Origin of the sequence: Pullulanibacillus camelliae (genome assembly GCF_014642655.1) — a bacterium.
Taxonomy (GTDB): domain Bacteria; phylum Bacillota; class Bacilli; order Bacillales; family Sporolactobacillaceae; genus Pullulanibacillus; species Pullulanibacillus camelliae.
On sequence record NZ_BMIR01000001.1, the window covers coordinates 414,330 to 441,270 of the forward strand.

The following is a 26,941-nucleotide window of genomic DNA, read 5'->3' on the forward strand; positions in this document are numbered from 1 at the left end:
TTATCTTGATTTCATATTTGGATCAAGCATGTCACGTAATGCATCACCAACAACATTAAAAGCAAAGACAACTAACATAATTGCAATACCAGGAATAATGACGAGATGAGGGGCCTGCCACATATATTGTTGACCGGCAGATATCATAGCGCCCCATTCTGGCGTTGAGGGCTCTGCACCTAAGCCAAGAAAACTGAGTGCAGATGTTGAAAGAATTGCCGTTCCCATGTGCATGGTTGCAAAAACAATGATCGGCGCAGTCCCATTAGGCAAAATGTGTTGAAAAATGATACGAAAATGACTCGCACCTAACGCTCTCATAGCCGTAATATACTCTTGCTTTTTTAGTGACAGCACACTTCCTCGTACAATGCGGGCACAAGAGGGGATGGACCAAATACTTATAGCAATAACAACATTAAGCAAACTTGTACCTAATATGGCAATGATCAGCATGGCTAACAAAATCCCTGGAAAAGCAAACATCAGATCGGAAATGCGCATAATGATAGTATCAAGAAATTTATAGAATCCAGCGAGCAAGCCAAGAAGCGTTCCGATAACTGTTCCAATGATGACTGAACTAAAACCAACCATCAATGAGAGGCGTGCACCAAAGACCAATCGACTCCACATATCTCTTCCATAGTTATCCGTCCCTAACCAATGTCCCGGAGATCCTGGCTTGAGATTCACATGTGTCAAATCCTGAACAGTTGGGCTATAGGATGTAACAGAGTTTGCAAAAATTGCTAGAAAAATTTGAACCAAAATCACAATTAATCCAATCACAGCCAGTTTATATTTGAAAAATTGTTTCAAGCGCCTTGTAAGGGCCTCATTTTTTGATACTTTAACAGACACACTGGTTTCAGTTGTTTGTGGCTGCATCCATCCCCCTCCTCTCCATTTACTGGTAACTAATGCGTGGATCAATCAGTGCATAAACAATATCTACGACCAGATTCACTATGACGAAAATAAATGCGATTAATAGAACGCCTCCTTGCACCATTGGAAAATCGCGTGAGGCAATAGATTCAACCATTAATCTGCCTACACCATTAATAGCAAACACCTGCTCTGTTATGATCGTTCCACCTAGTAGACCGCCAAAATTCAATCCAATGACTGTGACTACCGGAATCAGTGCATTTCTTAGACAATGCACCCAAATGACCATGTGTTCCTTAACCCCTTTTGCTCTTGCGGTTCTAACAAAATCTGCACGTATAATTTCTAGCATCGAAGACCGGCTCATCCTCGCAATCATTGCTGCAGAGCCTGTTCCTAGTGTAATGGCAGGGAGCAGAATTTCCTTGAACCCCTTGAATGTCCAAAAAGGTGTATCTAAGCCTCCAACTGGTAACCATTGCAGGTTAACAGCAAAGACTAATATCAAGAGGGCTCCTAACCAAAAGTTTGGAATAGAAATACCTGCCAGAGAGAGCGTTGTACTCGAAAAATCCAGCCATGAATTCTGCTTTAAAGCAGATATAATGCCTGCCGGTACACCAATAATAATAGCTACAATCATACTGGCTATTGCTAAATCAATAGTATTGGGAAGACGCGTCCAAATCTCTTGAGCAACAGAGCGATTGGTTTGAAATGAAAATCCTAAGTCTCCATGAAGGATCCCATTTAAATAATCGAGATATTGTATAATAATGGGTTTATCTAATCCTAACCTGTGATGAATCGCAAGAATATCTGATTGAGTAGCTGTTGGCCCGCCAATAATCGATGCTGGATCACCTGGAGCAATATGCATGGCCATGAAAACAATAAATGTGATACCAATAAGTAAAAAGATCAGCTGAATTAAACGTTTAATGATCATTGTTACCAATACCCTCACCTCCCTTAGTTTCCCCTTACTTACGTTCAGATTACCAATGTAAGCATTTCCACACTTCGGGCGATTACTTTGTAAATCATTTTCTGTTTTTTTATTACATTCGTAAATTATAATTATGAATTATAAGACTATTAATTATTGAAGTCAATAAATTTTCTAAAAAAATATAATATTATATATTTAGTGTATTATTAAATATATTTAGTAAATATATTTCAGAGCGGTACGAATAGACGCAGGAGCAGAGGATTTTTATTCATAAATACTTTGGGAACCCAATCATCCATTTCAAAATGAGCTGAGGCCACTAAGGACGATCGGCTAAAAACGTCACATCCATGTGATAACACCGAAGCTAGCACCTCAAGCCCCCCCAAAAAAGTAAAGAACACTTTTCGGGGACCTCGATGGTGCGTCGAACGCCGACCTCCCCACATCGTGTGGGCATGTGGAAAGCGAAAGCTTTGAAGCGGAAACGTGCACCGTCCTCGTGACCAAAAACTTTAGAATTAAAAAAACAGCCTAATGTGTTGTCCATCAGGCCGTTCAGAATCATTTTTCTTCAATTGACATAACTATAATTTAAGTCCATTCCTGCTTTTAAAACGTCTTAATAAAATATGACTTTCTACACGTGTAATGCCTTCCAGTTTATAAATTTCTTCATTTATAAACTTTTCAAGTGCTATAAAGTCCTCTACCAATACATGCATGTGAAGAGTGCTTGGCCCTGTCATTTGATAGCAGCTTGCAACGTTAGGATGATTGGCTAAAGCTTCTGCGACTTCAACCAAAGCGCTTGGTTCGCAATCGACCTCAAAGAATGCAGAGACATGCTTGCCTATTGCCTCTGAATTGATGACGACGCTAAACTTTTCAATAATTCCTTTGTTCATCATTTGATTAACACGCTCACGGATTGACACCCGTGATAAATTTAATCTTTTACCAATATCCGCATATGACACACGGCCATCCTCTGTTAAGCACTGCAAAATTTTGCGATCTGTTTCATCTAATTTCATCAATAACCTCCTTCTGAATGCCACATGTGGATTTTATGTTGACGCGTTGCTCTCCCCCAAATTGCGCATCACGATTGGCAATCAAATGGTTTCATGCTTTATAGTCGCTGTCTTCCTATTTCGATTCCCAAGAGTCCGTCATGACAGGAAAAGAAGTAAACCATTATAAACAAGGCCGTACTATTAGGAATGTTGCGATAATAAAACATAAACCAATCCACTGCCATTTTCCCTTTTTATCTTCTTCCATTATATACTAAAATGTATGCAACATTATAGGTTTCTTCATTTAAATCAACAATTTTTTATTAAACAATGCATGTTTTTCTTCAATAAAAACATCCTAGTTGATAGAAAGATTTTTTAATGAGGTGTTAGTGTTGACAGATCATTCAAATGTGCATTTGACGGCTGCGGAAGTCAACGGACTTTGGACAAATTATTTGACTGATAGTATGGCAATGGTTTTTATTAAACACTTTCATAAAACCTGTTCAAATCCTAAAATTAAAGCCCTCTTAAAGCATGCTTTAACATTGTCTCAAGACCATTTAGATGTGATCACAAGTCTATTTCAAAAGGAGCACATTCCCATTCCTTTTGGCTATAATGATTCAGAATGTAATCTAGATGCTCCGCAGCTGTTTAGCGATGAATTTTACCTATGTTATTTGAAAAATATGACGAAAACAGGACTTGCTACCTACAGCGCCTTTCTCAGTGGCTCAAGCCGCCAAGATATCAGAACATATTGCAGCAAAGCTGTTAATACAACCGCTCAACTGTTTAATCAGGCCACTGACCTTCTTCTTGAAAGCGGTATTGAAATTCGCTGTCCAAATACCCCCTATCCTAAGAAGAACGAATGGATTAATGATAGTCATTTTTTAGCAGGCTGGTGGGGGGAACGGCGCCCTTTATCCGATGCAGAAGTCGCCAATCTTTTCGTAAACTTACTCTCACATAATAACATTGATATTCTTCTTACTGGTTTTAGTCAGGTTGCCGAAAGCAAAGAGGTGGCTAAATTTTTATTAAAAGGGAAAAGCATCTCTGAGAAACATATAGAAGTATTTTCAGGCTTTTTGAAAGAAAGTGAACTGAGCGCACCTCGATCTTGGGATTTCGGAGCCACCACATCAACTGGATATACTTATTCGGACCGACTTATAATGACCCAGGTTGGCATACTTATGCAATCATGCATTGCGGATTACGGCATCTCCTTGTCTCTTTGCCATCGGAGGGATCTCAGCCTTAACTATGTCCGTTTAACGGCTGAACTGGCTCAATACGCTTCGGATGGTGCTAAGATCATGATTAAAAATAGTTGGATGGAGAAGCCACCTATGACTGTTGATCGAGAAAAATTATCGCAATGAGGTTTAACAAAAAAACAAATGGGGTATTCTTCTATTACCCACCTTTTTTGTTAGCAGATAACTGGATAGAAGGCACTGTAATGATGAATTACAGTGTTTTTTATTTTTTTAAAAAATTTTTTAATTTTTGCAGGAATTCTTTTGTGCTTTGTAGAATTAATACGATGAAGAACTGAAATAACACCAGCGTCATGGTATGACTGGAGTCAGCCAAAATGACACTTCCCTAAAAAATCCTACTCTAGGTTCTTATTCGACAGTTGATCGAAAACCTGCTGTCGTTTGGTATTCTTTAATGAATACCAAAAAACCACCGATCTGACCTATCGATGGTTCATGGTTTTCAAAAAATGACTCCAGTCTAACTATTGGCGTCTGAATTCTCGTCTTGCGTTGCATTGTCCCCAGATTGATCTGTGGATGTTTTACTATTACTGTTGCTCTTGTCATTATTCATGCTGTTATCTTTGTTGTCTTTATTATCCTGTTGTTGTTCAGTCCCTTGATCATTAGCGGAAGGCTGTCCATTTGTGACTTCTGCTGACGACGTATTGCTTTTTACTTTATCAAGACTAGCAAGTCCCTTTTGAAAATAGGAAACCGGATTGACAGGCTTATCATTTTTACGGATTTCAAAGTGGACATGAATGCCTGCTTCTTTATTATAAAGATCTTTTCCAGCTGTTCCGAGGACCTGACCTTGAGAAACTTGTTCCCCTTTTTCTACCTTCATTTCATCCAGACTTTCATACATGGTTTCTACACCATTGTCATGTTGAAGAACAACGACATTTCCTAGAACAGGATCTTTTTCAGCCTTAACAACTTTCCCACTCATGGATGCTTGTACATCAAAAGTCTTACCATCTTTAGCGGCAATACAAATGCCTGTGTTTTGGGTTGTTGTATTATTGTACGTTACTAGGGCTTTTTGTTGTTCCTCTGGGCTGGCATTAACATCATAGAAAGGCATGACCACTTCCGTTGCATTCTTGTCTGCTACAGGCCATTTAAAGACTTCCTTCATACCATTAACAGGAACTGAATCATCTTTGTTTTGATTGAGTGCAAATTGATTGTCATTCTCTTTATGTTTATCAGCACTCGGTGTTCCGCCATCTCTTTGAGTCCAAAGGACAGCTGACACAATCAACGCGACGACGACGAGATAGAGAGCCGGATAAAACCAACGCTTTTTCGTGATTTTCCGCAATTTGTTATTTTGAGATTCTTCTTGCGGAGTGTTTTTTTGATCTTTCATGTGTTATCACCTCAGAAACCATTCTGATCAGATTTCCAAGGTTATATACCTTTATTCAAAAAAAATGTTTATTATTTTTCGACAAATGCTCAACTTTTATACATAAAGATCATCTCCAATGTGCTTTTTAAAGTTTTTAAAGTTAATTGACTCTCCTCCTTAAAATATTAAAAGGTCCACGCATGACCCGTGAACCTTTTTCATCACCTATTTCTTTACGAGCATTTTGTTGAGCATGTCATCTGCATTGGTGATTTTAACACCTTTATAGTAGTATTTCACAATATCCTGATAATTTTTCCCAGCGTTAGCCATTCCGTTGGCCCCGTATTGGCTCATGCCAACGCCATGACCGTATCCCTTTGTTGTAATGGAAAGTGTTTGCCCATTACGAACCATTGTAAAGTCTGATGAACGAAGATTAAGCTTTTCTCTTATTTCTCGACCCGTCCAAGTTTTATTGCCTATCTTAATTGAAGCAATTCTGTGCCCTGGCGTCCGCTTGATATTGGAACCAACATCGCCATTGGTTGTCGGTAATTTAATCTGAAGCTTCTTCTCCACTGTCGCCACAGGCAACTTAATTGTATCCTTATACTTTGGAGAATCCACATCCCATGGACTTTTAACACTTTTAAGATATGGAATGGTATTCTCCCAGTAGTCCTCAGCATTTTCCGTATACCCATTACTCGTTGAAAAAAACGAAGCTGTAATTGGAGTTCCATTGTATGTAATAATCTGCCCTGCGGTTCCATCAACGGCCTCTTCGATTTTCTTTAACTTCCAATTATAGTCCTTTCCCCAAATCTTTTTTAACTCAGATTTGTCTTTAAACACTTGGTAATCAGGCGTATCTGTAACCACGGCTTGATCCGTAGCCTTCTGTTTGTTGACTAATCGTTTGACAATAAATGTTCTCGCTGATAGCGCTTGGGCCTTCAAAGCCTCTTCGTTAAACTCTGCAGGCATTTCACTAGCGACAACACCCACTAAATAATCCCTCAAGGAGGGAGCCTCCACTTTTTTTTCTGTGGTTCTATATACAGATACCGTTACTGCTGGGTCCTTACTTTTAGCTGAAGCAGCAGCTTCCGCCTTTTTTTGCTGGTCAGCGACCACCACTGTTTTTGAAGAATGGGAAAATGGCATAACAATGAGGGTGGGGATAACGAGTACAATGAATAAGAAAATACTTAGTACAATCACTAATGGTCGTTTCATGTCCATTCCTCCAAACATTAAAAAGGACTTACCCTTATTAACTTATGGAGAAGGACAAGCTTTTAGAACTAGAGGAAGTGTTCTGATCTGTCTTTTGGCATGTTTTGCTTATAAGAAGCATATAATTAAAATTACCATCTCAACGCTTAAAATACGTCGTAAAAATATGTATGAACCTACGCTTCATTGGCTACCCTTTTATAGTATTAGAAAACGCCATCCAAGTATTCCTTAAAATTAAACATTTGTTTAAAGATTTTTTTAAGGAAAAAGCAACTTTAACTTCATTCAGTACCTCTGATTTAAAAGATCAAGGACTTAAGAAAAACTGCTTAAAAGCGTGCCCGTTCCTTGTCTGGGTATAGGACATCATCATATATGGATGAGACTTCATTACATGGTCAAGTGGATTGGAGCGCAAGGCGCGAAACGCTCTGGAGCGGAATCGCGCACCGTCCTCATAACCAGAAATTTTATTGAGAAAAAAAGAAGCCGAGATAACGGCTTCTTAAGCGAATTTTGGTTTCATTGTTAATTTCGGCGTTGTCGATGTCGCTGTTGTGACGCTTTCTGCAACCTCATCTTCAATAACGATGCGTTCAATACTTGCACCAAGTGAGCGTAACTTACCAGTTAGATCAACATATCCGCGGTCAATATGTTGGAGCTCTGTGACACGTGTTGTTCCATCAGCAACTAGACCAGCTAGGATTAATGCGGCACCTGCCCGCAAATCCGTTGCTGCCACTTCTGCCCCTTGCAATTGTGAAGGCCCATTGATAATAGCTGAGCGACCTTCAATTTTAATATTCGCATTCATTCGTCTAAATTCTTCAACGTGCATAAATCGATTTTCAAAAACGGTCTCAGTAATCATACCCGTACCTTTTGCTTTTAACAGCAAAGCCATCATTTGTGATTGCAAATCTGTTGGAAAACCTGGATGAGGCATGGTCTTGATATCTGTAGGGCGAATAATATCGGGTCCAATAACGCGGATGCCATCAAGCTCTTCTTCAATATGAATGCCCATCTCGGTCATTTTTGCAATTAATGGCCGAAGGTGTTCAGCAATAGCGTCCTCAACAAGCACATTTCCACCTGTAATCGCAGCAGCAATCATATATGTTCCCGCTTCGATGCGGTCAGGAATAATCTCATGGACTGCACCCTTGAGCTGTTTAACTCCAACAATTTTAATTGTACTGGTACCCGCGCCTTTAATCTTTGCTCCCATTGCATTTAAATATTCGGCGAGGCAAACGATCTCTGGCTCTTGAGCACAATTTTCAAGCTGTGTTTCACCATCAGCCAATACAGCTGCCATAATAATATTTTCAGTAGCACCCACGCTAGGAAAGTCTAAATAGATATTCGCGCCTTTCAATTTGCCTTTTATTTCAGCCTCAATATAACCATTACCTGTATGAACCGTAGCCCCCATCGCCTCAAACCCTTTGAGGTGTTGATCAATTGGGCGTGATCCGATAGCACAGCCCCCAGGCATCGCGATACGTGCATGACCTTCTCGAGCGAGCAATGCACCCATGACAAGAACAGATGCCCTCATCTTACGAACGTATTCAAAGGGTGCTTCTGTGGTCAATTGTGAAGTTGCATTGACCGTCACACAATCCTCATTAAATTCAACATCTGCATTTAAATATTTGAGTACCTCATTTATCGTATACACATCTGCCAATGCAGGAACGTTATATATTTTGCTAATGCCTTTAGTTGCTAAAATCGATGCAGCGATAACAGGAAGCACTGCGTTTTTCGCTCCGTCGACTTTAACGGTACCGTTCAAACGCTTGCCCCCTTGAACAATGATTTTTTCCAACGTATTCCCCTCCGCGTCCAATTTCGTTATTCAGTTTTATTCCGGAAAGTGAGGAACATGACAACAGCCCAACCCTCAATTTATTAGTATTCAGCAGTGATAATGGGTGTGCCTAATGTAACAGTTGTCTTCCCACCTGTTTTTCTTAGTCCAATTTGAAGATTCATTTTATTCCCGTTCGTTTGAATCAAGTCCTTCCAGTACTTATTATATGCGGAAAGGGATACAAACGTTTTATCTTTATCTTTCTCAATTTCAGTTGCATTTAAATCTGTTAAAAACTGCTTTGCTTTTTGATTCATGCCAACGTCCATTGTACCATCGATTTCACCAGATGCCCATGTGAAGATTTTCCCATTTTTGCTCTGGAATAAACCGCTTAATTGATCATTAATCTTACCCTTAATCGCTCCCCATTTTTTTTCATTCCATGATTTTCCGTTGACTTCATATATTAGATACGTTCTGTATCCATCTTTATGTGGGTAGGCGAAGTAACTGATTGTCTCTTGATAATCTTTGTTTATTCGAGTTCCAGTTGCTTTTAACTGCTCATTTTTATTGCCAGCAATAGGTGTCCACTGTATATCCTCGTTGTGATTCTCCAAAGTACGTACTTCCTTAAAGTATGAAGAAAGATTACTGACTGTTTTAGAATTTTCACGGGCATATACAGACCAAGCTTTAACCGTCACCTTTTCAGTTTGTAAAGCACTGATTAAAGCAGGAAGTTTGTTCATTTCTTGCGCATATCCGGACACCTTTGCCTGAGCATAAGCAGCACCTATAAATAAAGTAAATAAGAAAACAAAAATCAAGACTTTTGGGGTTAACGATCTCTTCATAATGATTGCTCCTCTCCTTATTTACAGTGTTGCCAAGGAGAAAAGCATCATACATGAAATTCTTTGATCAATTTTGTGTTAAAATGACAAGTTCATACATTATTTATAGATCTGTGGTAAGTATAATGACTGGTTCAAATAATCAAGGAAAAAGTCAGCAACAAGATAACTGATCGCTATGCTCAATAGGATCAATAATGTTTTAGCTCTTGCACCTTTTGGATTTTTGAACAAAAATTCGAGATTCAAGCTTTGAATTGCCCACCATGTCAAAAGTAAAGCACAAATATGTACAATTAAATACACCATCGCTTGAACACCAAAATTCAACAAAATAGGACGTCCTTTCCCTAAATCCGTCAGTTTTTGCATAATAACCCACGGATTTAACTCACAATGTCACTTACTTAAAGTGTTGGTTTACTGAAAAGACTGCATGAAATCCTGAATTCAAAGTGAAATATACGTATTGTACCCTTCCGATGAACACAGCTTCCCACCTGTAATGAACGGCAGCGGTCTCTCCAAAAAACGACACCATTTGCCATTATTGTGTAAGCAGCCATTTCATTTTTAAAACGCTTGTTTGACTTTAAGTCCTGCATAGATTTAACACAAGCTCTTTCAGTCGTTTTCTTTTGATCAATCATTAAAACGCAAAAAGCAAGCGTCTTAGAAAATAAAGCTCAAGTCTTGTTTTCCTAATTATGGCGAAAAAAAACTTCATTTAAATAAACTCTTTACATTTTAACATAATACAATAATTTATTCGATTTTGAAAGACATTTTTAGGAAAAAAACCGTTTAATATTACAATTGTGTTTCAATATTTCACATAAATGACAAAAACATTAGCTTGAAAACAATTCTATTCACTATTCTGAGGAGTTATATTAGGTGCTTGTGAAGAATTTGTTACAAAGCGCGAAGAAGCTTTCAATAAACCTCTTGTTTTATTAATACTGCTTGTCTTTTTATTACATTGTTCAAACAAGGTCACACTGAGGCTATTCTAAATAAAAAAATATAAAATGCCATTTACAATTCTCCTCATTAAAAGCGGATAACTTGTATTATGATGATGTACCACGCATCATAACGTTCTCCAGATCAAACCAAGCTGATATTAGAAAACTTGGCTCCACTGCTTCGATGAACCCCTGATGTGATTTTTCAGATCATCCATTAAGGATGTCGTCAAGCCTCAGGTGACGATCGTCAAAGCCCGACTTATCCTATCATCCTTTGAGGAACGTCAGCGAAGTTGTAAATGCTAATAGCACAAAAAAGTAGCACAAACCAGGGTTTGTGCTACTTTTTTAAAGTGATGCGACTTGTAAACGGTTTTCAGCACGTTGCAGCTCTTTTTCAGCTTCAGCATAGGCAGCCGTTTTTTCATTGAGCCCTGAAAGTTTCTCTTGAGCGGCTTCTTTTGCTCTTTGAGCACGCTCAACATCAATGTCTTCCTTTTTCTCAGCTGCTTCTGTGATAATGGTAACGGTGCTACCTCTACGAACTTCAATAAAACCACCGCTCACCGCTACATATTCTTCAGTGCCTTCATGCTTGAGCTTAACCGCACTGATTTTAAGTGGTGCTACGACTGGAATATGATTTGGCAGTATTCCCATATCGCCGGCTGTCGCATGCACACTAATCATATGAACGTCACCCTCATAAACAGTGCCGTTCGGTGTCACAATACTCGTGTTAATGGTATTCACCTGCAAAACCTCCTTGGGCGCACGGCTAGCAAAGCTAAGGGATATCCCTTAGTTTTGCTCCATTTTCTTTGCGTTTTCGATGACTTCTTCAATACGTCCGACAAGGCGGAAGGCATCTTCAGGAAGATCATCGTACTTGCCTTCAAGGATTTCTTTAAATCCACGAATGGTTTCTTTTACTGGAACATAAGAACCTGGTTGTCCAGTAAATTGTTCAGCAACGTGGAAGTTTTGAGATAAGAAGAACTGAATGCGACGTGCTCGCGCTACGACAAGCTTATCTTCATCAGAAAGCTCATCCATACCTAAAATAGCAATGATATCTTGAAGCTCTCTGTATTTTTGTAGTGTTTCTTGCACACGCCGTGCCACACTATAGTGCTCTTCACCAACAATTTCAGGTGCCAAGGCGCGAGATGTTGATGCAAGTGGATCCACAGCTGGGTAAATACCCATTTCAGATAAACTACGCTCAAGGTTGGTTGTAGCATCCAAGTGTGCAAAAGTCGTTGCTGGCGCTGGATCAGTGTAGTCATCGGCAGGCACATAAACTGCTTGAATCGATGTAACCGAACCTTTTTTCGTTGAGGTAATCCGCTCTTGAAGCTTACCCATCTCAGTTGCCAAGGTTGGCTGATAACCGACGGCAGAAGGCATGCGTCCAAGCAATGCTGAAACCTCAGAACCCGCTTGTGTAAAACGGAAGATATTATCGATAAAGAGAAGCACGTCTTGACCTTCTTCATCACGGAAATATTCCGCCATTGTTAACCCCGAAAGAGCTACACGCATACGAGCACCTGGTGGTTCATTCATTTGGCCAAAGACCATGGCCGTTTTGGAAATAACGCCCGAATCACTCATTTCAAAATAAAGGTCGTTTCCTTCACGTGTACGCTCCCCAACGCCGGCAAATACAGAAATCCCACCGTGCTCTTGAGCGATATTATTAATCAATTCTTGGATAAGGACGGTTTTACCAACACCGGCACCACCGAAAAGTCCGATTTTACCCCCTTTAACATAAGGAGCTAATAAATCGATAACTTTAATTCCTGTCTCAAGAACCTCTGTTGTTGTTGTTAATTCATCGAAGGCAGGAGCTTCACGGTGAATGGAATCCCTGCGGGTATCAGCAGGTACATCCTCTTTTAAATCGATTGGTTCACCTAATACATTAAATACACGACCAAGTGTCGCCTGACCAACAGGTACAGAAATAGGTGCTCCAGTATCCACAACCTCCATGCCACGAATGATACCATCAGTAGAGTCCATCGCAATCGCACGAACCGTATCATTGCCAAGATGGAGCGCTACTTCTAAAGTTAATTTAATATCAACTTCACTTGAGCTTTCAGCTTTATAATTAATTTTAAGCGCATTATTAAGTTCTGGTAGCTCGCCGTGGTTAAATTTCACATCCACGACCGGTCCCATAACCTGCGTTACAAATCCCTTGCTCATGCCTTTCCCTCCTAACATACCTATCTCAAAAGTTTATTGAAGTGCACTTGCACCGCCAACAATTTCACTAATTTCTTGCGTAATCGCCGCTTGACGCGCACGGTTGTACTGTAACGTATATTTATCGATAAGCTCTGTCGCATTATCCGTCGAGCTTTGCATCGCTGTCATACGGGCTGCATGTTCAGCAGCCTTAGCATCAAGTAATGCCCCATAAATAAGTCCCTCAGCATAGAGGGGAAGCAGTGTTTCAAGTACTTCCTCCGCATCCGGCTCATATTCATAAGTTGCCGTTTCACTCGATGTTTCAACATCAGCAAGTGGCAAAAGCTTAACATCACGAACTTCTTGAGAAATCGCACTCTTAAAGTGATTGTATATCATAAAGAGTTCATCGATTTCTTGATCTTCAAACATGCCGACTGCCAGCTTTGCAATCTCTTTGACATCATCAAAAGAAGGCTGATCAGGAAGCCCAAGCTTTTCAGCAGCAATCGTAACATCACGATGTCGGAAATGGTTAAATCCCATCCGGCCGATAACGATAACCGTATATTCATCACTGGACTTATGACGTTCCTTAATCATTTGATTCACACGTTTGATCACGTTGTTATTATAGGCACCCGCCAACCCACGTTCCGCTGTGAGAATGAGGTAGCCTGTTTTCTTAACGGGTCTTGTTTGCAGCATGGGATGACGCAAACTCCCTTTGTTGGCACTGGCAATATTGCCCACCACTTCTCGCAATTTATCCGTATACGAATGATACGCCGTTGCCTGCATCTGTGCTCGGTTCAATTTTGCTGCCGACACCATCTGCATAGCCTTTGTAATTTTACGTGTTTTTTTGGTTGAATTAATCTTTCCTTTAATATCGCGTAAAGACGCCAAGACTCTTCACCACCTTTTTAGAGGACGTGCAAGGTTTGATAACAATCAACTGCTCAAAAGTGAGCATCGCCCTGATCAACTGATTAAACTTTTTCTCCATATGTGCCGACTATAAGCAATCATCGCTCTAGTTGATAAGCAAATGGAGAAGTCGGGGATTTCCCCCGACACTTGTATTAATTTGATGCAACGAAAGTTTTCTTAAACGCCGTGATCGCTGCGTTAAATGCATCACTTTCAGGAAGTGTTTTCTGGTCACGAATTGTGTCTAAGATCTCTTTATTGTTCTCTTTTAGGTAGGCTAAAAGGTCTTTTTCAAAACGCTGAATATCCTCCAAAGCCACATCATCAAGGAAACCGTTATTTAACGCATAAATAATCGCTACTTGATTTTCAACTGGGTATGGATGATGTAAGTCTTGTTTTAAAACCTCAACAATGCGTTGTCCACGACTAAGCTTAGCTTGGGTTGCTCTGTCAAGGTCAGAGCCGAATTGCGAGAAGGCTTCAAGTTCACGGAAGGAAGCAAGATCAAGCTTCAAAGAACCGCCGACTTTTTTCATCGCCTTGATCTGCGCTGAACCACCGACACGTGAAACAGATAAACCAGCGTTAACAGCAGGACGCACACCTGAGAAGAACAAATCTGATTCGAGGAAAATTTGTCCATCTGTAATTGAAATAACGTTGGTTGGAATATAAGCTGAGATATCACCAGCTTGTGTTTCAATAATAGGTAGAGCAGTCATTGAACCGCCGCCTAATTCATCGCTGAGCTTAGCTGCTCTTTCTAATAAACGTGAATGGAGGTAGAAAACATCCCCTGGGAAAGCTTCACGGCCTGGAGGACGGCGGAGTAATAAGGAAAGCTCACGATAAGCAACAGCCTGTTTGGACAAATCATCATAAACGATCAAGACATGCTTACCGTTATACATGAACTCTTCACCCATTGACACGCCAGCATATGGTGCAAGATAAGATAATGGTGCAGGGTCAGATGCCCCGGCAGAAACAACGATGGTTTTATCCAACACACCATTGGCACGCAATGTTTCCACAACACCAGCAACGGTGGATTCCTTTTGACCAATCGCGACATAAATGCTAAGCACATCTTGGTCCTTCTGATTAATGATCGCATCGATCGCAATGGATGTTTTACCCGTTTGCCGGTCACCAATGATTAACTCACGCTGACCTCGGCCGATTGGAATCATCGCATCGATCGCTTTAATGCCTGTCTGTAATGGCTCATGAACGGATTTCCGCGCCATGACACCAGGTGCCTTGCTTTCGATCGGACGCGTTTTGGACGTATTGATCGGACCCTTACCGTCGATCGGTTGACCTAATGGGTTAACGACACGACCAAGTAAGTCTTCACCAACAGGTACCTCCATGATACGTCCTGTTCGCTTAACTTCGTCACCTTCATGGATATCATTATATGGTCCAAGAATGACGATACCGACGTTATTTTCCTCAAGGTTTTGGGCTAGACCCATTACACCGTTAGCGAATTCAACCAATTCGCCTGCCATCGTGCTGTCAAGGCCATGGACACGGGCGATACCATCACCGACTTCAGTAACAGTTCCCACATCAGTCACCTGCACTGCGGCATCATAATTTTCGATTTGCTGTTTAATCAGCGCACTAATTTCTTCAGCTTTAATACTCACGTCAATATCACCCCTATCTGCCTGTTTTCAATTCTTGACGGAACCGCTTGAGTTTACCTGACAATGTTCCATCATAGAGTCGATTGCCAATCCGTACTAATACGCCGCCAATCACCTCTGGATCAATGTTCACTTGAAGGCGTAGCTTCTTATCGTAAAGCTTTCCAAAGGTTTGAATTAATTTATTTTCTTCTTCTGTATCCAATGGGCTTGCTGATGTGACAAAAACATCGACAATGCCCCTATATTCATTCGCAATGTCAACATATGCTGTTTGTAAATCATTTAAAATAGATTCTCTGCGCTGATCAATAAGCACCTTTAACAAATTGAGCACTTCATTGTTGACTTCATCTTTAAAAATCTCTTCCATCACTTGCTTTTTGTTCTCACGACTAATTCGCGGGATATAAAGCATTTTTCTGAGATCCTCATTATCAGTGACGACCTGATTAACAAGAGCCAATTGTTTCTCAACAGCATCAATAGTGCCACGTTCTTTGGCAACTTCGAACAAGGCACCTGCATAACGTTTTGCTACGATTTCACTCATAGACGGTCACCTATCTGTTTAACAAACGCATCGATTTCTTGTTTATGGTCTTCTTCACTAACTTCGCGTTCTAATACTTTAGAGGCTAACAGCATAGAAAGCTGAGCCACTTCATCTCGCAATGAAGCGACTGCCTTTTCTTTTTCATTATTAATTTCTTCTTTTGCTTCTTCGACGATACGATCAGCGCGCGCCTTGGCTTGATTGAGAATCGTTTGTCCTTCCGATTCCGCTCGTTTACGTTCTGTTTCCATCATTTGTTGCGCTTGCTCACGCACTTTTTTCAATTCTTCTTGTTGTTTTGCAAGGATTGCCTCAGCTTCTTTTTGGCTGTCCTCTGCTGCCTTAATCTGTGCGTCAATCCGTTCTTGTCTATCACGCATCATCCCCACAACTGGCTTAACAGCAAATCTGGAGACAATCAACATTAATATAAGAACAACAACAATTTGAAATATAATGTCACCTATATGGAATTCAAGCACTCTTCAGTCACTCCCTTCAATCGTAGAAAAGTGTAGATACCCCTAAATGTCTTATGAAAAAACAGCAGGAGCTTCGCATACACTAAATTAAGACAGAATCTCGAAACAAAGGCGGGAGCGTCTCCCGCCATATATTAACCAATAATGTCAAATAGAACCAAGAGACCGAAGGCAATTGAGATAATTGGAAGGGCCTCAACAAGACCGAGAGTAATCATACCTTGTCCAAAGAGCGTACCTCGTGCTTCTGGTTGACGTGCGATACCTTCCAAATAGCGGCTAAATAAAATTCCGTTACCAATACCAGCGGCTAACGCGCCGAAAGCGATCATAATCGCACCTGCAAGTACATTCAAATCCATATTAAAAAATCCTCCTTAAAGTTAAATAACTCATTTGATAATTAGTGTTCATCTGCGATTTTCTGAGAAATGTAGACCATCGCTAAAACTGTAAAAATGTAAGCTTGGATCGCACCAACGAAGAGTGAAAATCCAATCCATGCCATGAGAGGTATAAATGTGAGATACTTTGTCCCCTCGGCTAAGATGATAATAAGAACTTCACCGGCAAAAATGTTAGCCCATAGCCGGGCAGCGTGCGTGACTGGTTTTGCCAATTCGTCGATGAGATGTAAAGGCAGCATCCAGGCATATGGCTGAACATAGTGTCCGAGATATCCTTTGGCACTTTTCTTAATACCCATGAAATGTGAGTAAATGAAAATAGCAAAGGCCATCGCTACAGTAACGTTGATGTCTGAAGTTGGTGACTTAAACCAACTGACAGCGCCCTCGGCTGAATCCAAGGCCTCCTTCGTTAAACCAAGAGAAGGAATTGGACCTGTGACATTAGATGTAATCATGACAATTACACCGAGTTCGTTGGCGATAAAGACGAAGAGAAAAATTGTGACAGCAAACCCGAGATACTTCACCGCTCTCTTGGAATCAAGCATCATATTCGTGATACCTTGTATGAACTCGATTACCATCTCAAAAAAGTTTTGCGCTCCTTTTGGTCGCATATTCCGACCACGGCTTGCTAATAAGACGATAAGGAGAACGAGAATTGCAGTGACAAGGGTTCCGATCATTACTGTAAGATCAAATGTCAAACCTAAAAACTTAATCTTTGGAGTTATTTCCAAGGCCATCCCTCCCTTCCTTCATAGCTGCCTCTTTTCTCGCAAATAACACAGCAACAATGATTAAGAGGACAAAATTTAAAAGCAAACCTAATATCAGTGATCGATAATCGATCGCTTCCGGGAAACGAACAGCAAGTATAACCGCAAAAGCAACCATCAATATGCGGTTAAACATCCCTGTACCCCGTAAACCCGGCCTACCAGTTATCGCCACTAGACCGGCCATCCTAATGCGTCGCGCTAAGTATAATAGGTTATAGAAGCTGATAAGCCCACCTAATAGCAATCCGGCGATAAAGGATTTAGCTGGAGTAAGTAACCAGAGAAGTATAAGGATGGTTAAAAAACCGCTTGAAAGGATGATGATTAAGCGGCGCATCCATTTCAAGTCCGCCCATTCATTTTCCATCAAGGTCATTCCTTTATAAAAGTTTTCAATGTGAACAGCGCACCGATTAGACCGATTAATAAGCCACCTAAGATCCCAATTGCTAACCAAATCGGTTGTGTATGAAATTGATCATCCAAATAACGTCCTAAAAATACTCCACCGACAATACATACAAGTATTTCCAGACCCAAGGTACCGACAATACCCACCATTTGCCAAGGATTATCTGTGTTCTTTTTCACATGAACACCCTTTCATAAAAAATCCCTAAGCGAAATCGGGATGTAATACCATTCATTATGACCAAAAAAGTGAAACGCAAAAGCAAATAATTAAGAGGAATCTACCAAAAAAGACACTAGGTTGAATTGTGGATAAAATTCAGGCTTTTCAGTAATATCGTTCAGTGTGCACATTTATGAAAACCCTTTTTCTCTGACATCGTATCAAGCGACACTTAGCTTGTCAACGACAAATATTATGGATGATCAATAGATAAAAAGTTATATGTGGTTTCTCTTTCATTCTACTTAAATTTTGATATAAGTGGGGACTGAAATTATGACGTTTTATTGAACGTCTAAAAAATTTTTTATTAATGTTTTTCCCAACATGTTAATTTAATAACACAGGGCATTGTATTTTTTTGTATATCTGTTATTTAATTCTAAAAACATCTGAAAAGAGGACCGATGATGCTCTCCCCTCTTTTCAGACTATTGCACTTATTTAGTGCCAAACAAACGATCACCTGCATCACCCAAACCAGGAATAATGTAGCCTTTATCGCTCAGTTTCTGGTCCAAAGCAGCTAAATAAATGTCGATGTCAGGGTGATCCTCCTGAATGCGTTTGACGCCTTCCGGAGCGGCAATTAAACACATCAACTTGATGTTCACTGCTCCTTTGTCTTTGATCATAGACAAAGCCGCAGATGCTGACCCCCCTGTCGCCAGCATTGGATCGACAACAATTAGCTCCCGTTCATTTATGTCAGAAGGCATTTTGGAATAATATTCTACCGGCTCTAATGTATTCGGATCACGATAAAGCCCGATGTGTCCCACTTTAGCGGCTGGAATAAGCTTAAGTATGCCATCCACCATACCAAGACCCGCGCGAAGAATGGGGACGATCCCAAGCTTCTTCCCTGAAATCTGATAGGTCTTTGCCTCAGCAACCGGAGTTTGTACCGTAATCTCTTCTAAAGGAAGGTCACGTGTAATCTCAAAAGCCATTAACGTCGCCACTTCATCCACCAATTCACGAAACGCTTTTGTTCCTGTTTGATGATCTCTTATGTACGTTAGCTTGTGTTGAATTAACGGGTGGTCCAATACTTTGACTGCTCCCATGTTATCCTCCCCTTCTTAAACCTCTTCGACAAATTTTACATAAAAAAAGACATGAATTCAACTTTATTTGCAAATTGCAACATTTTCGCTATAAATTCTAATATAATCTTGTTTCATTAGAAAACTTGCCTTATACTTCACCGCTTCACTAAGCACAGCCTGATGTTTGTGCTCACGCGCGCACACACTAAAGTTGTACCATATGCACCCTCAGGATAGCGGAAGCCAAAGCCTGAACACCGTTAATTAATAGTGATGAGCTCGAGATAAGCGAACGGCCCCCTTTTTACACCAGCACTTATGTAGTTTAATAAAGAGAGGGTGTCCCAAGAGCCATTTGGCTTTTGGGACACCCTCTTGAAAGCATTCAGTATAAGCTTTAATTGTTATTTGGATAAAGTGGAAAGGCCTGAGTAAGCTTACTCACGCGTTCTCTAGCCTCTTCAGCTACCGCCGCATCATCAACATTTTTTAATACAGAAGCAATGATTCCTGCTAATTCCTTCATCTCTTCTTCACCAAATCCACGGGTTGTAACAGCGGCTGTTCCCATTCGTACCCCGCTTGTAACAAACGGCTTTTCAGGATCATAAGGAATCGTATTCTTATTTGTTGTAATTCCGACATTATCAAGTGCATGTTCAGCCACTTTGCCTGTTAGAGATAGATTACGAACATCAAGTAAAACAAGATGATTATCCGTTCCACCAGAGACCAGCCGTAGACCAGCTTCTTGAAGAGCAGAAGCAAAGGCTCTGGCATTGGCAATGATTTGTTCTGAATAAGCTTTAAAAGAAGGCTGCAATGCCTCACCTAAAGCAACTGCCTTGGCAGCAATAATATGCATAAGCGGTCCACCTTGAATGCCAGGGAAAATCGTCTTATCAATCTTTTTAGCAAATTCCTCTTTACAAAGAATCATTCCACCTCTTGGTCCACGCAATGTTTTATGCGTGGTCGTCGTGACAAAGTGAGCATAAGGAACAGGATTAGGATGATGCCCTGTCGCAACGAGACCAGCAATATGTGCCATATCCACCATTAAATAAGCACCGACTGCATCAGCAATCTCACGAAACTTTTTAAAGTCAATTTCTCTTGGATAGGCGCTGGCTCCAGCCACAAGCAATTTAGGTTGATGCTCTTTGGCCTTCGCTAACACATCTTCATAATCAATACGATGCGTCTCTTTATCTACGCCATATTCGACAAAATTATAAAGCTTCCCACTGAAGTTAACAGGGCTACCATGAGTCAAGTGACCACCATGAGAAAGGTTCATGCCTAAAACAGTATCGCCAGGTTCAAGAATTGAAAAATATACACCCATGTTGGCCTGAGCACCAGAATGTGGTTGTACGTTTGCATGCTCTGCGCCGAAAAGCTCTTTTGCGCGCTCAATAGCTAACGCTTCTACGACATCAACATGTTCACACCCACCATAATAGCGGCGGCCTGGATAGCCCTCAGCATATTTATTCGTTAATACTGATCCAGCTGCTTCAAGAACAGCTTCACTCACAAAGTTCTCAGAAGCTATTAACTCAATCTTATCTCGTTGTCTATTGAGTTCATCAGTAATAGCCTCATATACTTTTAGATCTTGTTCCTTAATGCTTGACATCCTTTGCACCCTTTCTTTTCAAATCTAACCACATCATATCATAATCAAAATCATATTTGACACATTTCTTGGACAATTCGCGACAAATTCTCTCTATCTATTTTAAAGTTTATTTATTTCCTAGGAAATTAGCGTCAACTTTTGTTATTTTATCCCTCTAAAATAAAGGCATACAAAGCCTTCAGGCGATAATCAGACGCTTTTCGGCATAATCACTCGTTTTAATACGAAAAAACGTATGTCCTTCCTATTTCTTAAAAAGACATTTCTCAACAGCTTATTCGACATGAAGAAAACTGTACCTCCAATTATTAGGTCTCTAACAATTGGGGTGCAGTTCAAAAGCGGCCGGTCTATTGAGTTTAGAGGTTAAATACGCATAGCCGCTTCTGGCAGCAACCCTTTGTTAAAATGGTCTTGGCTTTTGTTCCCCCGTCCCTTTCTTTTGTTACCTTCAGAGCGCGATTGGGAAACTCCCGCCAATACACCTTCACAAATCAAATGGATTGAAGTAGAAAAAGTGCTTAGATTCGAGACCATTTTCAAGCACAGTGTATGGCTCATCGCCACTGAGTCACAGGTGCACAACGCGAATTCTGCCTGCAGGAAGTGGGAAATCGACAATCCTGAGTGCAAAGAGGCATATAGATGTTCCTAGACTTTTGAGAAGCTCCCCACGCCCGTTTTCATCTATTACCAAATGTGCAAACGTTAAGATCGCGACCTTAAATCGGCTCCCATTACTTGATGAACATAGTCTACCAGCTCGACAGATAAGTCATAACGCATGAAGGGCGTCATGATATAAACACCACTGAAATAATTGAGTGCTGTATCTAGTAGGGACTTGGCAATGGCTAAGCCTTCTTTACACGCTGCTTTTTTATCCTTTGCATATTGCCCCATACGATCTAAAATCGGCTCAGTTAAACGAATACCAGGCACTTCATGATGAAGAAATTCAGCATTTTGCGCACTTACCAATGGCATAATGCCAATATAGATAGGGGTTTTAAGATGTTTTGTTGCCTTGTAGATCCTCTCGATCTGAGATTGATCAAAAACCGGCTGAGTCATGAAGTAGTCTGCTCCAGCAGCAATCTTCTTCTCCATTCGTCGCACTGCCTTCTCTAAGTGGTGAACATTAGGATTAAATGCAGCACCCACTGAAAAATTCGTCCGCATGCCTAGGGATGCCCCTGTCGCTGATCTCCCTTGATTAAACTGCTTACACAGGCTTATAAGATCAAAGGAGGAGTAGTCATACACTGATGTCGCACCTGGAAAATCCCCTATTTTTGTTGGATCACCCGTAATGGCTAAGAGCTGATGAATGCCTAAGGCTGATAGTCCCAATAGATGTGATTGTAGTCCGATGAGGTTGCGATCACGGCAAGCCACATGAACAAGCGGGCGGACATTATAGCGATCCTTGATAATGCTGGCTAATGACATATTCGCGATGCGCGGGCTAGCTAACGAATTATCCGCCATTGTTAACGCATCAATTCCAGCAGCTTCTAGAGCCTGAACACCTTCAAAAAAGCGGCCGGTATCCAAATGCCTTGGAGGATCAAGCTCCACAATAATCGAAGGCTTTTCCTTTGCCAATTGGTGAAAAGGCTGTTCATGAAAGTCTGACCTTTCAACGATGTGAAGAGCTTCCACGTGGGCAGAACGTGTGACTCTTTTATCGGTAACAGGGACCTCTCCTTTTAATCCCTGTACCATGGCCTGAATATGTGCAGGTGTTGTTCCGCAACAGCCTCCAATTAATCTTACACCCTCACTTCTCAATTCGTGAGCACTCTTCTCAAAATACGAAGGCTCAGATTGATAAATGAAACGCCCGTCATTATATTCCGGCAACCCTGCATTTGGATAAGCAGATAAAAAAGCTCGTTCTGGTAAAGGAACATTTTTTAAGGATTGAATCATATGAAAGGGACCAAAATGACAATTCAACCCCACAACATCTGCACCAAGCTCCTGCAATTGACTAAACGCTTCAACGAGTGGAGTCCCATCTTGCAGAAAGCCGATATCATGCAAAGAAACTTGTGCGATGATTGGCAAAGCAGTCGTGCGTCGCACTAAGGCAAGTGTCTCCTTTAATTCCTCAAGGTTATAATACGTTTCTAATAACACCCCGTCTATCCCAGACTCCAAAAGGGCACCGAGCTGTTTTTCCACACCCAAGGTGATCTCCTCAAGGGTGACCACATCCTTATTGACACCATAAACACCACCTATAGTACCTAATACATAGGCCTGATCCTTCGCTGCTTGCCTGGCAAGCTCAACACCAGCGCGATTGATGCTGACAAGCTCATCTTGTAAATTATAACGGGCCAACTTATGCACATTGGCAGCATAGGTATTCGTTTGTATAACCTCGGCTCCAGCTTCAATATAAGCTTGATGCACACCTAAAACCTGTTCAGGCTGGGACCGGTTTAACTCCTCAAAACAGCGGTCAATACCAATGTGATAGAGTAAGGTTCCCATCGCCCCATCAGCAACAAGAACTCTTCTATTTAACTCCTCTAGTAATCCCAACTTCTCCCCTCCCTTCCTTTAAATCACTATTATTAGTGCTGTACCTCTTGCTTTTCTAACGTTAGCTTTAAAGCGCGATCAAGATCTCGGATCAAGTCCTCGCTATTTTCAATGCCAACGGATAGACGCAATAATCGATTGCACACACCCTTTTGGATGCGAATCTCCTCGGGAATTTCTGCATGGGTTTGTGTAGCCGGATAGGTAATAAAGCTTTCAACGCCACCAAGGCTTTCAGCAAAGGTCACGACATGAAGATTTTCAAGTAGTGGTGCAACTTGCTTTTCATCCTTTACCCGAAATGAAATCATGCCCCCTCGTCCAGGATAAAGCACTTCAGACACTGCCTCATGCGCTGACAAAAAGGCGGTGAGTGCTTGAGCATTGCTTTCATGCTGACGCATTCTCAAAGCCAATGTCTTCATACCTCTCATCAAGAGCCAACAGTCAAAAGGGGCTAAAACCGCGCCTGCTGCATTTTGATACAGACCAAGCTTTTCTGCAATGTCTTCTCGATTGGTGACAAGTAGCCCCGCAAGCACATCATTGTGCCCACCTAAATATTTGGTCGCACTGTGCAGAACAATGTCTGCACCTAACGTCAACGGCTGTTGAATGATTGGGGTATAAAAAGTATTATCCACGATTAGCAGCAATTCTCTTTCTTTTGTCAGCTGTACTAATGCCTCTATATCAATCTTTTTCATTAAAGGATTTGAAGGAGTTTCTATAAAAATAGCCTTGGTTGCTGGACGAAGGGCTGCTCGGAACGCTTCAATTTCATCAGATTCTGTTGAGCGAAAACTAAAGTGGCCATGAGCGGTAGCCATTTCTAAAAGGCGATACGTGCCACCATACAAATCACTCGATGTCAGAACCTCATCTCCTGAAGAAAAAAGTGAGAATACCGCTTGGACTGCAGCCATTCCTGAGCTAAAGGCAAATCCCTTCTTTCCAGATTCTAATGCCGCGATGGCTTCTTCTAACGCATCGCGGGTTGGATTTCCTGTCCGTGTATAGTCATAGCCTGTTGAGCGCCCCAATCCCTCATGACGGTAAGCAGTTGAAAGATGAATAGGCGGACTAATTGCTCCTGTTGCATGATCCCTTTGATTCCCAATTTGTGCTAATAACGTCTCAAGTTTGATGTCAGTCATGTCATATCACTCCATTAATTCTATTCTTTTTATCTTTTTCATTTGTCAGCGTCGCCTATCTTTCAAATGCATTAAAGCTGAAATAGAGCAGTGTTCTCACGGCTATAGCTATTGTTTCACACTATATTTCTCACGCAGTTGTTTTGCTGCTTCAACCATGGCTTCAAGGGCCGGAATCACTTCGGCTTCTTTACGGGTTTTTAATCCACAATCTGGATTGATCCAAAACTGCTCTGGTGCCAATACCTCAAGGGCACGATCAACAATCATTGCCATTTCTTCCTGTCCAGGCACTCGAGGACTATGGATATCATATACACCTAAGCCGATCTCTTTATCGTAGACCTGCTCTTCAAAAACATTGACAAGCTCCCCATGGCTTCGAGCCGCTTCGATCGAAATGACATCCGCATCAAGTTGTGAAATGGATTCTAAGATATCTTGGAATTCTGCGTAGCACATGTGTGTATGAATCTGCGTCTCATTTTCGACCGTTGCAGTCGCGAGTCTAAAAGCATATACTGCTTTATCCAGATAATCCTGCCACTTCTCTGGCTTAAGAGGGAGCCCCTCTCTTAAGGCCGGTTCATCCACTTGAATCATGGCAATGCCATTCGCCTCAAGGGCCTCAATCTCTTTCCTAAGTGCTAAGGCAATTTGATTTTGTACTGCTGATCGCGGAATATCATCACGAACAAACGACCAATTCAAAATCGTTACCGGACCAGTTAACATGCCTTTAACAGGCCTATCTGTTAGCGATTGTGTATAGACACTTTCCTTAACTGTCATTGGTTGATCAAGACTGACATCTCCATAAACAATAGGAGGCTTGACGCAGCGCGATCCATAGGATTGGACCCATGCGTGCTTGGCCGTTGTATATCCAATCAATTTTTCTCCGAAATATTCGACCATATCATTGCGTTCGAATTCTCCATGCACAAGGACATCTAGCCCGATCTCTTCCTGAATTTTCACCCAACGTTTGATTTCGTCCTTTACAAATTGTTCATAGGCTTCATCACTCCATTCCCTCCGCCGCCATTTTTGGCGCGCCTGTCTTACTTCAGGGGTCTGAGGAAGACTACCGATGGTTGTAGTCGGTAAAAGGGGGAGATTGAAGCGTTTAGCTTGAAGCACCCGTCTTTCTTGGTAAGCTGCCGGACGGGTAGGAAGCGCCTCCCCTAAGTTATCAATCTCTTGTTGTACCTCATGATTATTCCGAGCAGACGATTGATTTAAAGCCGTCACGGCTGACACACTTTCCTGAATACGCTTCTTAAGCTCTGATGTTCCCTCATTAAGCGTCTCAGTTAATAGAACGACCTCTTCAAGCTTTTCATCAGCATAGCTCAATGCGTTCTTTAACAAAGGCTCCAATGCTTCTTCATTCTTTACTGTTACCGGTACATGTAAAAGACTCGAAGACGGTTGGATGACGAGACGATCAAGCGCTACAACCTGAGTCAATGTATGAATGAGCTCTAGCTTTTCTTGCAAATTAGCACGCCAAATATTTCTGCCGTCAATCACACCTGCAGCAAGTACTTTATCTTTCGGGAAGCCTTGCTTCGAAACCGCTGCTAGATTTATGCCCTGATCATGGACAAAGTCAAGCCCAATTCCTTGTACTGGAAGCTGAACAACCTTTTCATAATCTTCAACAGCTTCAAAATACGTTTGCAATAAAATGTTCAGCTTAGGCGTTGCCTCATTAAGCGCATCATAGACTCTATAAAAACGATCGAAGTCTTTCTCATCCAGTGGTTGCACAAGAATTGGCTCATCAATTTGTACCCATTGAACCCCTTCACTTTCCAGTTCATTTAACACTTGAGCATAAAGCGGTCCTAATCGATCTAGCCAGGTGTCTAATTCATCCTCATCATAGCCCTTGGATAGCTTTAAGAAGGTGATCGGACCCAATAGAACTGGTTTTCCTTGAATGCCCAGTTCATTTTTAGCCTCCCGATAATAATCAAGAGGACGATTGCGTTTTAATTGCGGTGATAGTCCCTGTAGTTCTGGAACAATATAGTGATAATTTGTGTTAAACCATTTTGTCATCTCACTTGCCACAGCATCTTGACTGCCTCTGGCAATCGCAAAATAAGTATCCAGAATGGAATCACCGACATCCAACTGAAAGCGTTCTGGAATCAGGCCGAACATAAAGGCCGTATCCAATACATGATCATAAAGTGAAAAGTCGCCAACAGGTATCCAATCGAGACCCTGCCTTTTCTGTTTTTCTAAGAAGTGCAGACGAAGCCGCTTCATTTCACTATGAAAGATTGCCTCGTCCACCTTCCCTGCCCAATAGCTTTCCAAGAGCTTTTTCCATTCACGTTTTTCCCCAATTCTTGGGTAGCCTAAATTCGAGCTTTTTACCAACCCCATACACCTTTTCCTCCCTTAATATCTCTTTCTTCTCGAACAACTTGTTACAAGAA

The 26,941-nt window shown here is 41.3% G+C and carries 24 protein-coding genes; 1 reads left to right on the plus strand and 23 read right to left on the minus strand.

Annotated elements, in window-relative coordinates; genetic code table 11:
* The 3 genes from IEW82_RS01755 to IEW82_RS01765 form a co-directional block, all read right to left on the minus strand.
* Entirely contained in the window at nt 1-891 is an 891-nt protein-coding gene (locus tag IEW82_RS01755; RefSeq protein WP_188688232.1) for an ABC transporter permease, read from the minus strand.
* A 19-nt stretch (nt 892-910) separates the two neighbouring features.
* Nucleotides 911-1,843: a nickel ABC transporter permease gene (gene nikB, locus IEW82_RS01760; protein WP_373285685.1), complete on the minus strand. Its 933-nt coding sequence runs from the start codon at nt 1,841-1,843 to the stop codon at nt 911-913.
* A gap of 593 nt (nt 1,844-2,436) precedes the next feature.
* Complete coding sequence (locus IEW82_RS01765; protein WP_188688236.1) at nt 2,437-2,886, minus strand: Lrp/AsnC family transcriptional regulator; 450 nt, start codon at nt 2,884-2,886, stop codon at nt 2,437-2,439.
* 380 nt (nt 2,887-3,266) lie between these two features.
* Here IEW82_RS01765 and IEW82_RS01770 point away from each other — a divergent pair, with 380 nt between their 5' ends.
* The gene (locus IEW82_RS01770) at nt 3,267-4,268 is read left to right on the plus strand and encodes a DUF3231 family protein (RefSeq protein ID WP_188688240.1); all 1,002 of its coding nucleotides are present in this window, start codon (nt 3,267-3,269) and stop codon (nt 4,266-4,268) included.
* A 361-nt stretch (nt 4,269-4,629) separates the two neighbouring features.
* Here IEW82_RS01770 and spoIIQ read toward each other — a convergent pair whose 3' ends face one another.
* The 20 genes from spoIIQ to metE form a co-directional block, all read right to left on the minus strand.
* A complete protein-coding gene (spoIIQ, locus tag IEW82_RS01775; RefSeq protein WP_188688241.1) occupies nt 4,630-5,529 on the minus strand; it encodes a stage II sporulation protein SpoIIQ in 900 nt (299 codons plus the stop codon).
* Nucleotides 5,530-5,736: 207 nt separating this feature from the next.
* Entirely contained in the window at nt 5,737-6,759 is a 1,023-nt protein-coding gene (gene spoIID, locus IEW82_RS01780) for a stage II sporulation protein D (RefSeq protein ID WP_188688243.1), read from the minus strand.
* 502 nt (nt 6,760-7,261) lie between these two features.
* Nucleotides 7,262-8,596, minus strand: a complete 1,335-nt coding sequence (gene murA, locus IEW82_RS01785; protein WP_188688245.1) for a UDP-N-acetylglucosamine 1-carboxyvinyltransferase — start codon at nt 8,594-8,596, stop codon at nt 7,262-7,264.
* A gap of 83 nt (nt 8,597-8,679) precedes the next feature.
* Nucleotides 8,680-9,441 (minus strand): YwmB family TATA-box binding protein, encoded by a 762-nt coding sequence (locus IEW82_RS01790; protein WP_188688248.1) that lies wholly within the window; start codon nt 9,439-9,441, stop codon nt 8,680-8,682.
* Between the two features lie 99 nt (nt 9,442-9,540).
* Nucleotides 9,541-9,774: a DUF1146 family protein gene (locus tag IEW82_RS01795; RefSeq protein ID WP_229672187.1), complete on the minus strand. Its 234-nt coding sequence runs from the start codon at nt 9,772-9,774 to the stop codon at nt 9,541-9,543.
* A 986-nt stretch (nt 9,775-10,760) separates the two neighbouring features.
* A complete protein-coding gene (locus tag IEW82_RS01800; RefSeq protein WP_188688253.1) occupies nt 10,761-11,165 on the minus strand; it encodes a F0F1 ATP synthase subunit epsilon in 405 nt (134 codons plus the stop codon).
* 48 nt (nt 11,166-11,213) lie between these two features.
* The gene (atpD, locus tag IEW82_RS01805; RefSeq protein ID WP_188688255.1) at nt 11,214-12,632 is read right to left on the minus strand and encodes a F0F1 ATP synthase subunit beta; all 1,419 of its coding nucleotides are present in this window, start codon (nt 12,630-12,632) and stop codon (nt 11,214-11,216) included.
* Nucleotides 12,633-12,665: 33 nt separating this feature from the next.
* Nucleotides 12,666-13,526 carry an ATP synthase F1 subunit gamma gene (atpG, locus tag IEW82_RS01810; RefSeq protein WP_188688257.1) on the minus strand — a complete coding sequence of 287 codons (861 nt, stop codon included), beginning with the start codon at nt 13,524-13,526 and terminating at the stop codon, nt 12,666-12,668.
* A gap of 176 nt (nt 13,527-13,702) precedes the next feature.
* Nucleotides 13,703-15,211 (minus strand): F0F1 ATP synthase subunit alpha, encoded by a 1,509-nt coding sequence (gene atpA / locus IEW82_RS01815; protein ID WP_188688259.1) that lies wholly within the window; start codon nt 15,209-15,211, stop codon nt 13,703-13,705.
* Between the two features lie 13 nt (nt 15,212-15,224).
* Nucleotides 15,225-15,764 (minus strand): F0F1 ATP synthase subunit delta, encoded by a 540-nt coding sequence (locus IEW82_RS01820; RefSeq protein WP_188688261.1) that lies wholly within the window; start codon nt 15,762-15,764, stop codon nt 15,225-15,227.
* Entirely contained in the window at nt 15,761-16,249 is a 489-nt protein-coding gene (gene atpF, locus IEW82_RS01825) for a F0F1 ATP synthase subunit B (protein WP_188688263.1), read from the minus strand. The genes IEW82_RS01820 and atpF overlap by 4 nt, the downstream gene beginning before the upstream one ends.
* Nucleotides 16,250-16,383: 134 nt before the next feature.
* Nucleotides 16,384-16,611: a F0F1 ATP synthase subunit C gene (gene atpE, locus IEW82_RS01830; RefSeq protein WP_188688265.1), complete on the minus strand. Its 228-nt coding sequence runs from the start codon at nt 16,609-16,611 to the stop codon at nt 16,384-16,386.
* A gap of 41 nt (nt 16,612-16,652) precedes the next feature.
* A complete protein-coding gene (gene atpB, locus IEW82_RS01835) occupies nt 16,653-17,399 on the minus strand; it encodes a F0F1 ATP synthase subunit A (protein WP_188688267.1) in 747 nt (248 codons plus the stop codon).
* Complete coding sequence (locus IEW82_RS01840; protein WP_188688269.1) at nt 17,377-17,808, minus strand: ATP synthase subunit I; 432 nt, start codon at nt 17,806-17,808, stop codon at nt 17,377-17,379. The genes atpB and IEW82_RS01840 overlap by 23 nt, the downstream gene beginning before the upstream one ends.
* A 5-nt stretch (nt 17,809-17,813) precedes the next feature.
* Nucleotides 17,814-18,032, minus strand: a complete 219-nt coding sequence (locus IEW82_RS01845; protein ID WP_229672188.1) for an AtpZ/AtpI family protein — start codon at nt 18,030-18,032, stop codon at nt 17,814-17,816.
* 483 nt (nt 18,033-18,515) lie between these two features.
* Nucleotides 18,516-19,145 (minus strand): uracil phosphoribosyltransferase, encoded by a 630-nt coding sequence (gene upp, locus IEW82_RS01850; RefSeq protein ID WP_188688271.1) that lies wholly within the window; start codon nt 19,143-19,145, stop codon nt 18,516-18,518.
* A 379-nt stretch (nt 19,146-19,524) separates the two neighbouring features.
* Nucleotides 19,525-20,769: a serine hydroxymethyltransferase gene (glyA, locus tag IEW82_RS01855; RefSeq protein ID WP_188688273.1), complete on the minus strand. Its 1,245-nt coding sequence runs from the start codon at nt 20,767-20,769 to the stop codon at nt 19,525-19,527.
* 711 nt (nt 20,770-21,480) lie between these two features.
* Nucleotides 21,481-23,328 (minus strand): bifunctional homocysteine S-methyltransferase/methylenetetrahydrofolate reductase, encoded by a 1,848-nt coding sequence (locus tag IEW82_RS01860; RefSeq protein ID WP_188688274.1) that lies wholly within the window; start codon nt 23,326-23,328, stop codon nt 21,481-21,483.
* Nucleotides 23,329-23,360: 32 nt separating this feature from the next.
* Entirely contained in the window at nt 23,361-24,485 is a 1,125-nt protein-coding gene (locus tag IEW82_RS01865) for a methionine biosynthesis PLP-dependent protein (protein WP_188688276.1), read from the minus strand.
* Nucleotides 24,486-24,593: 108 nt separating this feature from the next.
* Nucleotides 24,594-26,888 carry a 5-methyltetrahydropteroyltriglutamate--homocysteine S-methyltransferase gene (gene metE, locus IEW82_RS01870; RefSeq protein WP_188688279.1) on the minus strand — a complete coding sequence of 765 codons (2,295 nt, stop codon included), beginning with the start codon at nt 26,886-26,888 and terminating at the stop codon, nt 24,594-24,596.
* Between the last annotated feature and the right edge of the window lie 53 nt (nt 26,889-26,941).